The 10,394-nt window shown below is 66.6% G+C and carries 11 protein-coding genes; 6 read left to right on the plus strand and 5 right to left on the minus strand.

Going from position 1 to position 10,394, the window contains the following annotated elements; all coding sequences use genetic code 11:
• Positions 1–135 precede the first annotated feature (135 nt).
• Both ACIP0B_RS10270 and ACIP0B_RS10275 read right to left on the minus strand, forming a co-directional pair.
• Positions 136–1,530 carry a sensor histidine kinase gene (locus tag ACIP0B_RS10270; protein ID WP_400831648.1) on the minus strand — a complete coding sequence of 465 codons (1,395 nt, stop codon included), beginning with the start codon at positions 1,528–1,530 and terminating at the stop codon, positions 136–138.
• Positions 1,508–2,191 (minus strand): response regulator transcription factor, encoded by a 684-nt coding sequence (locus ACIP0B_RS10275; RefSeq protein ID WP_400831650.1) that lies wholly within the window; start codon positions 2,189–2,191, stop codon positions 1,508–1,510. The genes ACIP0B_RS10270 and ACIP0B_RS10275 overlap by 23 nt, the downstream gene beginning before the upstream one ends.
• A gap of 176 nt (positions 2,192–2,367) precedes the next feature.
• Here ACIP0B_RS10275 and ACIP0B_RS10280 point away from each other — a divergent pair, with 176 nt between their 5' ends.
• From ACIP0B_RS10280 to hcnC, 5 genes are all read left to right on the plus strand, one after another.
• Positions 2,368–2,694 (plus strand): hypothetical protein, encoded by a 327-nt coding sequence (locus ACIP0B_RS10280; protein WP_400831665.1) that lies wholly within the window; start codon positions 2,368–2,370, stop codon positions 2,692–2,694.
• Between the two features lie 197 nt (positions 2,695–2,891).
• Entirely contained in the window at positions 2,892–3,815 is a 924-nt protein-coding gene (locus ACIP0B_RS10285) for a hypothetical protein (protein ID WP_400831651.1), read from the plus strand.
• A 369-nt stretch (positions 3,816–4,184) separates the two neighbouring features.
• Positions 4,185–4,499: a cyanide-forming glycine dehydrogenase subunit HcnA gene (hcnA, locus tag ACIP0B_RS10290; RefSeq protein ID WP_400831653.1), complete on the plus strand. Its 315-nt coding sequence runs from the start codon at positions 4,185–4,187 to the stop codon at positions 4,497–4,499.
• Positions 4,496–5,905, plus strand: coding sequence for a cyanide-forming glycine dehydrogenase subunit HcnB (hcnB, locus tag ACIP0B_RS10295; protein WP_400831654.1), 1,410 nt, complete (start codon positions 4,496–4,498; stop codon positions 5,903–5,905). Before hcnA ends, hcnB begins: the two co-directional genes overlap by 4 nt.
• On the plus strand, positions 5,898–7,157 hold the full coding sequence (gene hcnC, locus ACIP0B_RS10300) for a cyanide-forming glycine dehydrogenase subunit HcnC (protein ID WP_400831655.1): 1,260 nt from the start codon (positions 5,898–5,900) through the stop codon (positions 7,155–7,157). Before hcnB ends, hcnC begins: the two co-directional genes overlap by 8 nt.
• Positions 7,158–7,300: 143 nt before the next feature.
• Here the strand turns inward: hcnC and ACIP0B_RS10305 are convergent, their stop codons facing one another.
• Entirely contained in the window at positions 7,301–7,495 is a 195-nt protein-coding gene (locus ACIP0B_RS10305) for a hypothetical protein (protein ID WP_400831666.1), read from the minus strand.
• A 109-nt stretch (positions 7,496–7,604) separates the two neighbouring features.
• Here ACIP0B_RS10305 and thpR point away from each other — a divergent pair, with 109 nt between their 5' ends.
• Positions 7,605–8,144, plus strand: coding sequence for an RNA 2',3'-cyclic phosphodiesterase (thpR, locus tag ACIP0B_RS10310; protein ID WP_400831656.1), 540 nt, complete (start codon positions 7,605–7,607; stop codon positions 8,142–8,144).
• A gap of 205 nt (positions 8,145–8,349) precedes the next feature.
• Here thpR and ACIP0B_RS10315 read toward each other — a convergent pair whose 3' ends face one another.
• On the minus strand, positions 8,350–9,447 hold the full coding sequence (locus ACIP0B_RS10315) for a polyamine ABC transporter substrate-binding protein (protein WP_400831658.1): 1,098 nt from the start codon (positions 9,445–9,447) through the stop codon (positions 8,350–8,352).
• 172 nt (positions 9,448–9,619) lie between these two features.
• Positions 9,620–10,394, minus strand: a 775-nt coding sequence (locus ACIP0B_RS10320) for an ABC transporter permease subunit (protein WP_400831660.1), incomplete at its 5' end; no start/stop codon positions are given.

Raw genomic sequence — 10,394 nt, forward strand, 5'->3', positions numbered from 1 at the left:
CGATGGCGCAGAGGTGCCTGTCGGTTCGGGAGCTTGCCTGCAAGCGATGAGGCCGACACAGCCGACATCGAGGTTGCCTGACAGATCGCCTTCGCCGGCAAGCTGGCTCCTGCAGTTCAGCGGGGAAGGGCGCTTTCAGGGCTGTGAAATCAGGCTCTCCCGGCAATCGAGCACCAGTTTCGCGCCGCCCAGTTCGCTGCGCCCGACCTCCAGGCTGAAGCCGTGCAGGCTGACGATCGCCGCGACGATCGACAGTCCCAGGCCGAAGCCGTTCTTTGGCTGCCCGCCTTCGGCGCGGTAGAAGCGCTGGAACACCGCCTCACGTTCGGACTCGGGAATGCCGGGGCCGGAATCGTGCACTTCGATCCGCGTGTGCCCCGCCTCGTCGACCCCGCGCAAAATCACCGTGCCGCCGGGCGGGGTGAACTTGATCGAGTTGCTCAGCAGGTTGGCCACCGCCTCGAACAGCAACGCCCGGTCGCCGTTCAGGCTCGGCAGGGATTCGGGCATGTGCAGTTCGAAACGCAGTTGGTCTTCCTCGGCCAGCGGCAGGTAGAACTCATGCAGCTCCTGAAGCAGCAGCACCGGCTCCAGTTCGACGAACCCCGAGCGCCGCTGCCGGTCCTCCAGTTCGGAGATCCGCAGCAGGCCGCGAAAGCGCGCCATCAGCGTGTCGGCCTCGGCCAGCACCAGATCCAGTTGCGCCGCCTCCTGCGAGCCTTCGCCGGCCTGCTGCTGCATGCGGTAAAGCTGCGCCCGCAGGCGGGTCAGCGGGGTGCGCAGGTCGTGGGCGATGTTGTCGCACACGCCTTTGACTTCGTTCATCAGCCGCTCGATGCGCTCGAGCATGGCATTGACGATGGCGGCGAGCATGTCCAGTTCGTCGCGCCGGTTGGACAGCGGCAGGCGCCGGGTCAGGTCGCCGGCGACGATGGCCTGGGCGCTGGCCTGGATCGCGCGGATCCTGCGCAGCGGACGGCGCCGCAGCAAGTGCCAGCCGGCGATGCCCGGCAGGATCGTCAGCGACACGCCCCAGAGCAGCGCGTGCAGTATGATCCGGGTCACGGCGAACAGCGAGCCGTTGTCCCGCAGCAGGATCAGCCAGCGGCCGTCGCGGGTCTGGGTCGCCACCGCGTCGCAGCTGTCGGCGGGCAGGGTGGGGTCGTCGGAGTCGGCGCAGTCGGCCAGGGTGTGGATCTTGCCGTCCAGCGGCAGGCCGTCGGGGATCTGCTGCAAGGCACCGCCCAGGTAACGGCGATGCGCATCGAACAGGCCGTAGGCGTCGATGCCGCGGATGTCGAAGGTCATGCTCGCGGCCAGCGCGTCTTCCAGCTGTTCGCCGCGAAAGTGGGAAAACAGGTGCTGGCGCTGCATCAGCGAATGCTTGGCCAGGTTGTCGAGGTAGCTCGACACCTCGAAGTACATGACCCCCATCAGGATCGCGCTCCAGGCCACGAACAGCGAACTGTAGAGCGCCAGCAGCCGGCTGCTGGAGGAGCGCCAGCCGTCAGACGGGTTCGGCAATGACATAACCCGAGCCTCGCACCGTGCGGATCAGCGGGACGTTGCCCGGCGGGTCGATCTTCTTGCGCAGACGGCCGATGTGCACGTCGATCAGGTTGGTGCCGGGGTCGAAGTGATAGCCCCACACCTCTTCGAAAATCATCATGCGCGACAGGATCTGGCCGCTGTTGCGCATCAGGAACTCCAGCAGCTTGTATTCGGTGGGCAACAGCGTCAGCACCTGCTCGGCGCGGCGGGCCTCGTGGCTGATCAGGTCCAGCTCCAGGTCCGCCACGCGCAGCGTGGTCGGCTGGGCGCCGCCGTTGTGCTGGCGGCGCAGCAGCACTTCGACCCGGGCCGCCATCTCGTCGGTGGCGAAGGGCTTGGTCAGGTAATCGTCGCCGCCGGCCCGCAGCCCGCGCACCCGCTCATCGACGTCGGAGAGGGCGCTGATCATCAGGATCGGCGTGGCCACGCCCATGGTGCGCAGGGTGGTGACGATGGCCAGGCCGTCGAGCTCGGGCAGCATGCGGTCGAGGGTGATCAGGTCGTAGTGGCCGCTGACGGCGCGCTCCAGGCCTTCGCGGCCGTTGTCCACCCAATCCACGTCGAGGCCGTGGCTGCTCAGTTCGGCGACGATTTCCCGGGCGGTCACGGCGTCGTCTTCGATGGTCAGGATGCGAGTCATGAGGGGCCTGCTGATCGGTTCAAACGGAATGGCTGCATTTTGCCAACATTTGTCGGTGACGCTTTAAATTAACTTTCATGTTGTAGCCGCCAACGAGCGAAACCGGAAATCTCATTGTCCGCCAACATTGATATCATCTGGCCACAATTTCAATCGGAAGGGACACCGTGGCCACCATGATTCGCAGAGGCTGGATACCGTTGACGGGGTTGTTGCTGGCGCTGGCGTGCGCGTCGGCATCGGCGGCCAACACGCCGTGCTCGGGCAAGAAGGGCGGGATCGCCCGGTGCGACGGGGATCTGTTCCTGTGCAACGACGGCTCCATCAGCGGCTCGAAGAAAAGCTGCGCGGCGATGTTCGGCGACAGGGGCGCGGCCCGGCCCCAGACGCTGCTGCAGAGCGACGACGGCTGCGCCTGCGGCACCGGCTCGTTCTGCACCGGGCCGCGCGGCGGGGTGTACTGCCTGACGCCCAGCGGCAACAAGAGCTACCGGCGCAAGTGACCTTCGCCTGAGCCAACGCAATGCATAAAACCCGCTGAGATCGTGCCGTCGTTGCAAACTGCATGGACGGTGCGCGTCGGTGAATTTCAACCCGCTGAAAAACAACGATTTATTCGAGCGCGCGGTCTGGCACGGTCGGTGCAATTCGTCTGGTGACGAGTTGTAACACCATTTTTCATGCCGGGAGCGCCACGACAATGAATAGATCCTCCGATGGTTTTTATCCTGACGTTGAAGCCGGGGCGGGCAATGCCTCGGGCGTGTCCTGGGGCGCGATCTTCGCCGGTGCGGCGGCGGCCGCCGCCCTGTCGGCGATCCTGGTGCTGCTGGGCATCGGCCTGGGGTTCTCCGCCGTTTCGCCGTGGGCCGGGGAGGGCGTGAGCGCCAAGGGGCTGGGCATCTCCGCCATTGTCTGGCTGGCGGCGACGCAGATCGTCGCCTCGGGGCTGGGCGGCTACATCGCCGGGCGCCTGCGGGTGAAGTGGGCCGCGCTGCACGGCGATGAAGTGTACTTTCGCGACACCGCCCACGGCTTCCTGGCCTGGTGCGTGGCGACGCTGGTCACCGCGACCCTGGTGGCCGGCTCGGTCAGCGGCCTGGTCGGCGGTGGCCTGCACGCCGGTGCCCAAGCCGTCGGCAGTGCGGCCGGCAGCCTGACGCAGGCGGCGGACAGCGGCACCGACCGGTACGGCTACTTCGTCGACAGCCTGTTCCGCGACGGGCGTCCCGCCGCCGTCAGCGACGATGCCGTGCGCGGCGACGTGACCCGGATCTTCGCCCAGAGCCTGGCCAACGGTCAGCTCAGCGCCGAGGACCGTTCCTACCTCGCCCAATTGGTCGCGCAACGCACCGACCTGACCCGGGCCGATGCCGAACGCCGGGTCGACGACGTGTACGCCCGCACCCAGAAAGCCATCGCCGACGCCAGGCTCAAGGCGCAGCAAGCGGCCGACACCGCCGCCAAAGCGGCGGCCTGGACATCGCTGTGGATGTTCGTCGCGCTGTTGGCCGGCGCATTCTTCGCCAGCCTCGCGGCCACGTTCGGCGGTCGTCGCCGGGACGCGGTCGAGTACGTCGAAGCGGGCACGTTCACCGCCGTCAGCGTTTCCCCTGTCCGTTAATCCGGGAGGTTCACCATGCGTTCACTACTGCTGTTTTTCCTTGGCGTGCCGATCCCGATCATCATCCTGATCGCCCTGTTCGTGCACTGACCCACCTCATCTGCAAGCCTGCCTGGCCCGGTCGTCGGATCGGTCCGGGCAGCGGGCCTTTCACTGGCCTGGATCAATATTCCCTCTCGCGGTATCCCCTACCGTAAAACTTCCACGCCCTTGCCGCTGGATCGACTACATTGCTTGCGCGCGCACTGATGTTGCGCTGACGCAGGACCGCTGCCTGCCCGATAGAGAGACAAATCCCACGGGCCGGCAAGGTGTAGTGCAGCAAGGAGCTGACGCAACCTCACCTGAACTTTTCACGGATGATTCGCAATGCACTGCCTAGAAAGAACCTTTGATATCCAGCCGTTGACGCAGGCGGATATGACTGTCCACATCAACGGCCAGCCCGTCACCGCCGCCATCGGCGAGACCGTCCTCAGCGTCATTCAGTCCCTCGGCGTGCGCCAGGTCGCACGCAACGACCACAACCAGATCAGCGGGGCCTACTGCGGCATGGGCGTGTGCCAGTGCTGCCTGGTGAAGATCAACGGGCGGCACAAGCGCCGCGCCTGCCAGACCGTGGTGCGCGAGGGCATGAGCATCGAGACCCAGGTCAACCGCATCCACGGGCAGGAGGTCGTATGAGCCAGCATCCGGTCATCGTCGGCGGCGGTCCGGCGGGCATGGCGGCGGCCACCGAACTGGCCCGCCATGGTGTGCGCTGCATCCTGCTCGAAGAGGCTTCGCGGCTGGGCGGCGTGGTCTATCGCGGTCCGCTGCGCGACGGCGTGCAGTTGGACTACCTCGGGCCGCGCTATTCCGAGGTGCTGGGCAAACTGCACGGCGAGTTCCGCGAGCAGGCCGGGCTGATCGACGTGCGCCTCAACCATCGGGTGGTCGGCGCCGAGGGCACCCGCTCGCTGGTGGTGCTGGACGGCGACGAGCGCCTGCACGAGATCACCTATCCGCAACTGCTGCTGGCGGCCGGTTGCCACGAGCGCAGCGTGCCGTTTCCCGGCTGGACGCTGCCGGGCGTGATCATGCTCGGCGGCCTGCAACTGCAGATCAAGAGCGGCGTGGTCAAGCCCCAGGGGCCGGTGGTGATCACCGGCACCGGGCCGCTGCTGCCGTTGGTGGCGTGCCAGTTGCACGCGTCCGGCGTCAGCGTGGCGGGCGTCTACGAGGCCTGCGCGTTCGGCAAGATCGCCCGCGAGAGCCTGGCGCTGCTGAACAAGCCGCAGCTGTTCCTCGACGGCGTGAGCATGCTGGCCTACCTGAAGCTGCACGGCATCCCGATGAACTACGGCTGGGGCGTGGTCGAGGCCCACGGCGAAGGCGAGCTGAAGAGCGTCAGCGTGGCGCCGTACTCGGCGACCTGGGAGGCGGACATGAGCCGCGCCGAGCGCATCGAGGCCAAGACCCTGGCGGTCGGCTACGGCTTCATTCCGCGCACCCAACTGAGCCAGCAGATGGGCCTGGACCACGGCTTCAGCGACGACGGCTACCTGCGCGCCAACGCCGATGTCTGGCAGCAGAGCAGCGAGTCCCACGTGCACCTGGCCGGCGACATGGGCGGCATCCGCGGCGGCGAGGCGGCGATGCTCGCCGGCAAGATCGCCGCGACCTCGATCCTGTTGCAGCGGGGCGTGCTGGAAGAGGAACTGGCGCGGGTGCGCCGCGACCGTTACCTGGGCAAGCTCAAGGCCATCGTGCGCTTCCGTGCGGCGGTGGACCGCTACACCGAACGCGGCGTCGGCCAGACCGCGCTGCCGGCGGCGGACACGGTGATCTGCCGTTGCGAACACGCGACCCGCGCCGACATCGACCGGGCGCTGGAGCAGGGCGTGCAGGACATCGCCAGCCTGAAGATGCGCACCCGCGTGAGCATGGGCGACTGCCAGGGGCGGATGTGCGTCGGCTATTGCAGCGACCGCCTGCGCCAGGCCACCGGCCGCCGCGATGTGGGCTGGCTGCGGCCGCGCTTCCCGATCGATCCGATTCCCTTTTCCGCGTTCCAGTCCCTCGGCACGGAGGCCGTTTCCCATGAGTAAGTTCTATGACGTGGTCATCGCCGGCGGCGGCGTGATCGGCGCATCCGTCGCCTATCAGCTGTCCAAGCGCAAGGACCTGAAGATCGCCCTGATCGACGCCAAGCGCCCCGGCAACGCCACCCGCGCCTCGGCCGGCGGCCTGTGGGCCATCGGCGAGTCGGTGGGGCTGGGCTGCGGGGTGATCTTCTTCCGCATGATGTCGGCCAACCGCAAGCGCGAGACCCAGGGCGCGGCGGTGGCGGTGGACGCCAGCACGCCGCACATCCTGCCGCCGTCGTTCTTCGACTTCGCCCTGCAGTCCAACGCCCTGTACCCGGCGCTGCACCGGGAGCTGGCCGACAACCACGGGATGGATTTCAAGTTCGAGAAGACCGGCCTCAAGTTCGTCATCTACGACGACGAGGACCGGATGTACGCCGAGCACATCGTCGGCTGCATCCCGCACCTGGCCGACCAGGTTCGCTGGCTCGACCAGGCGGCCCTGCGCGAGTCGGAGCCGAGCGTCAGCCATGAGGCGCGCGGGGCGCTGGAGTTCCTCTGCGACCATCAGGTCAGCCCGTTCCGCCTGGCCGATGCCTACACCGAAGGCGCCCGGCAAAACGGCGTGGACCTGTTCTTCAACACCAACGTCACCGGGGTGCTGCACCACGGCACGCGGGTGACCGGCGTGCAGACCGCCGAAGCCGGGGTGTTCCATTGCAAGACCCTGGTCAACGCCGCCGGCGCCTGGGCGGCGGACCTGAGCGAATGGGCCACCGGCGTGCGGATTCCGGTCAAGCCGGTGAAAGGGCAGATCCTGCTGACCGAGCGCATGCCGAAGATCCTCAACGGCTGCCTGACCACCAGCGACTGCTACGTGGCGCAGAAGGACAACGGCGAGATCCTGATCGGCAGCACCACCGAGGACAAGGGCTACGACGTGACCACCACCTGGCCGGAAATCGCCGGGCTGGTGCAGGGGGCGGTGCGCTGCCTGCCGGAGCTGGCGGACATCAACCTCAAGCGCACCTGGGCCGGGCTGCGGCCGGGTTCGCCGGACGAACTGCCGATCCTCGGGCCGATGGCGGGGGTGGAGGGTTACCTCAATGCCTGCGGGCACTTTCGCACCGGGGTGCTGACCTCGGCGATCACCGGCGTGCTGCTGGACAAGCTGATTAACGATGAGCCGCTGCCGCTGGACATCACGCCGTTCCTGGCCGATCGCTTCGAGACGGAACCGGTGCGGGAGGAGCGGGCGCTGGAGATGGCCTGACCGGTTGTGGGGGCGGGCTGTGCCGGCCCCCATAAACAGCATGCGAACGGGATCCCTGTGGGAGAGGGCTTCCCCGCGAAGGGGCCGGTACATCCGGCCTCATCTCTGCCTGGGTCTTCACCCTGAGGATTTCAATGTGCTCCTCATTCCACCGTGGGCGTGATCCGGCAACTCTTGCGCAGACGGATCTGTTCGTCCGTCGGCCGCTCGCGGATGAATTCGAAACGCGGCTCGCCTTCGCTGTAATGCACCAGCCAGCCCCATTCCAGTTCGGTTTCGTCCTGCCCCGGATCCGGCGGCCGGGCCCACCAGGGTTCTTTGCTGAGGATCTCGCGCATGGCGGTCTCCGGTCGATGGCCATCCATGAACTATAACCTCCCTGTCGCGGGCCGCCAGAAAACGGCCGTGTAGAATCCGCAGGATCATCACCCGTGAAGGAGAGGGGCCATGACGGACGACGTTCGAGGGGATCAAGCGTTCAAGCGGCTGTTCTTTGCCCTGGACTGCCCGCCGGCGCAGCGCAAGGCCATCGCCCAGTGGCGCAGCGCCTTGAACCTGCGGGCCGGCAAGCCGGTGCCGGCGGACAACTTTCACCTGACGCTGCTGTTTCTCGGCGCGGTGCCGCTGGCGCAGATTGCGCAGGTGTGCGAAGCGGCCGCCAAGGTGGGCACGCCGGGAGCGGCGCTGAGGATTTCGCTGGACCGTTTGCAGGTGTGGCGCAAGGCCGGCGTGTTGTCGCTGGCGCCGGAACAGGCACCGCCGCCGCTGCTGCGGCTGGTGTACGCGCTGGAACAGGCGATGTTGCCGTTCGGCTTCGAAGAGCCGCCCAGGGAGTTCCGCCCGCACCTGACCCTGATGCGCGACTTTCGCGAGCCCGTCCCCGAATCCGCCACGCCGCCGGAATTCTTCCTGCGGGCCGAGCGCTTTGCCCTGTTCGAATCCCACAAGGGCCGTTACCGCGCCCTGGCCGAATGGCCGCTGGCCTGAGCCGACAAAAAAAGGCGCCCGAGGGCGCCTGAATTCACCTGAACCGAGGAGTGCCAGGTGAGGCCGTTCAGAGAGAGGGTGCAGCGGTGGTAAGGCGCTGCATGAACGGGAAACCGTTGTCTTGAATCTTGCTGTATCCCTTGTGGGAAGGCGCCTTTGTGTTGCCTGACCCACCGCTATCGCGGGCAGGCTCGCTCCCACAGGTTCACTTGCCGAGCTTCACCCGCGTCCAGCCTCGGGTCATGATCCGCTGCGTGGCGATCGGCTGGTCCGGCACCGCGTACAGCGTGGCCATCACTTCCTGCGGCGGGTACGAGCCCGGATCGTTGCGGATAGCTTCGTCCACCAGCGGCGTGGCGGCCTGGTTGGCGTTGCTGTAGCCGATGCTGTTGGTGATCTCGGCGATGATGTCCGGGCGCATCAGGAAGTTCATGAACAGGTAGGCGTTCTCGACGTTGGCCGCATCGCGGGGGATGGCGACCATGTCGTAGAAGCTGCCGGCGCCTTCCTTGGGGATGCTGTAGTCGATCGTCACCTGGTTGCCGGCCTCTTCGGCGCGGGCCTTGGCCTGCAGCACGTCGCCGGAGTAGCCGACCGCCACGCAGATGTTGCCGTTGGCCAGGTCCGAGATGTACTTGGACGAATGGAAATACGCCACCGACGGGCGGATCTTCATGAACAGCGCTTCGGCCTCGGCGATGTGCCGGGCGTCCTTGTCGTTCACCGGATAGCCCAGGTAGTGCAGGGCGGCCGGGAGCATCTCGGTCGGCGAGTCGAGGAAGCTGATCCCGCAGGCCTTGAGCTTCTCGGCGTTCTCCGGCTTGAACAGCAGGTCCCAGGAATTGACCGGCGCGTTCTTGCCGAGCACTTCGCGTACCTTGTCCGGGTTGAAGCCGATGCCGATCGAGCCCCACATGTACGGGAACGCATGGGCGTTGTCCGGATCGCTGGCGGCGGCGTTCTTGAGCAGCACCGGGTTGAGGTTCTTCCAGTTCGGCAGCTTGGATTTGTCCAGGGCCTGGTAGACCCCGGCCTTCACCTGCTTGGCCAGAAAGCTGTTGGACGGCACGACGATGTCGTAGCCGGACTTGCCCGCCAGCAGACGCGCCTCCAGGGTCTCGTTGCTGTCGAACACGTCGTAGGTCACCTGGATGCCGGTCTCGTCCTCGAACTTCTTGACGGTGTCGGGGGCGATGTAGTCGGACCAGTTGTAGACGCGCAGCACCTTGTCGTTGGCCTGGGCGCCCGTGGCGATTGCGCCCAATAAGGACAGTGTCAGCAGAGTCCTGCCAAACATTTTCATCGGTGAAACTCCATTTTTCTTGTTCAAAAACACAGCTACTTCACGTTGCGGCAATAACCTGTGGCGAGGGAGCTTGCTCCCGCTGGGCAGCGAAGCGGCCCCAAAGGCTTGTGAGCATTGCGCACTCAAGCGGGACGGTTCGGCGCCCCGACAAGCTCCCTCGCCACATTCGTCAGGCCGTGGCCGCCGCGCGCTGCGGCTGTTGCCACGATTCGTTGGCCGTCTGGTCCATGGCTTCCTGGATCGCCCGCTTGCGGTTGGCTTCCGCCTTGCGGCCGAAGTACCAGACCAGGAAGGTCACCAGCGACACCGCCAGCAGGATCAGGCTGGCCACGGCGTTGATTTCGGGCTTCACGCCCAGGCGCACCGCCGAGAACACTTCCATCGGCAGCGTGGTCGAGCCGGGGCCGGACACGAAGCTGGCCAGCACCAGGTCGTCCAGCGACAGGGCGAACGACATCATGCCGCCCGCCGCCAGCGACGGCGCGATCATCGGGATGGTGATCAGGAAGAACACCTTGAACGGCTTGGCGCCCAGATCCATCGCTGCTTCCTCGATCGACAGGTCCAGCTCGCGCAGGCGCGCCGACACCACCACCGCCACATAGGCCGCGCAGAACGTGGTGTGGGCGATCCAGATGGTGACGATGCCGCGCTCCTGGGGCCAGCCGATCAATTGTGCCATGGCCACGAACAGCAACAGCAGCGACAGGCCGGTGATCACCTCGGGCATCACCAGCGGCGCGGTGACCAGGCCGCCGAACAGCGTGCGGCCCTTGAAGCGGGTGACGCGGGTCAGCACGAACGCGGCCAGCGTACCCAGCGCCACGGCGGCGATCGCGGTGTAGCAGGCGATCTCCAGCGAGCGCACCACCGAGCCCATCAGCTGGGTGTTGTCGAGCAGGCCGACGTACCACTTCACCGACCAGCCGCCCCACACCGTCACC

It is taken from the genome of Pseudomonas sp. NPDC089534, assembly GCF_044749305.1.
Classification (GTDB): Bacteria; Pseudomonadota; Gammaproteobacteria; order Pseudomonadales; family Pseudomonadaceae; genus Aquipseudomonas; species Aquipseudomonas ekonensis.

Excerpts from the sequence above, each read along its gene's own strand:
- hcnB (WP_400831654.1), top strand. The coding sequence starts at position 4,496 with ATGAGCCAGCATCCGGTCATCGTCGGCGGCGGTCCGGCGGGCATGGCG.
- ACIP0B_RS10305 (WP_400831666.1), bottom strand. The coding sequence starts at position 7,495 with ATGCGCGAGATCCTCAGCAAAGAACCCTGGTGGGCCCGGCCGCCGGAT.
- ACIP0B_RS10275 (WP_400831650.1), bottom strand. The coding sequence starts at position 2,191 with ATGACTCGCATCCTGACCATCGAAGACGACGCCGTGACCGCCCGGGAA.
- hcnA (WP_400831653.1), top strand. The coding sequence starts at position 4,185 with ATGCACTGCCTAGAAAGAACCTTTGATATCCAGCCGTTGACGCAGGCG.
- hcnC (WP_400831655.1), top strand. The coding sequence starts at position 5,898 with ATGAGTAAGTTCTATGACGTGGTCATCGCCGGCGGCGGCGTGATCGGC.
- thpR (WP_400831656.1), top strand. The coding sequence starts at position 7,605 with ATGACGGACGACGTTCGAGGGGATCAAGCGTTCAAGCGGCTGTTCTTT.
- ACIP0B_RS10270 (WP_400831648.1), bottom strand. The coding sequence starts at position 1,530 with ATGTCATTGCCGAACCCGTCTGACGGCTGGCGCTCCTCCAGCAGCCGG.
- ACIP0B_RS10285 (WP_400831651.1), top strand. The coding sequence starts at position 2,892 with ATGAATAGATCCTCCGATGGTTTTTATCCTGACGTTGAAGCCGGGGCG.
- ACIP0B_RS10280 (WP_400831665.1), top strand. The coding sequence starts at position 2,368 with ATGATTCGCAGAGGCTGGATACCGTTGACGGGGTTGTTGCTGGCGCTG.
- ACIP0B_RS10315 (WP_400831658.1), bottom strand. The coding sequence starts at position 9,447 with ATGAAAATGTTTGGCAGGACTCTGCTGACACTGTCCTTATTGGGCGCA.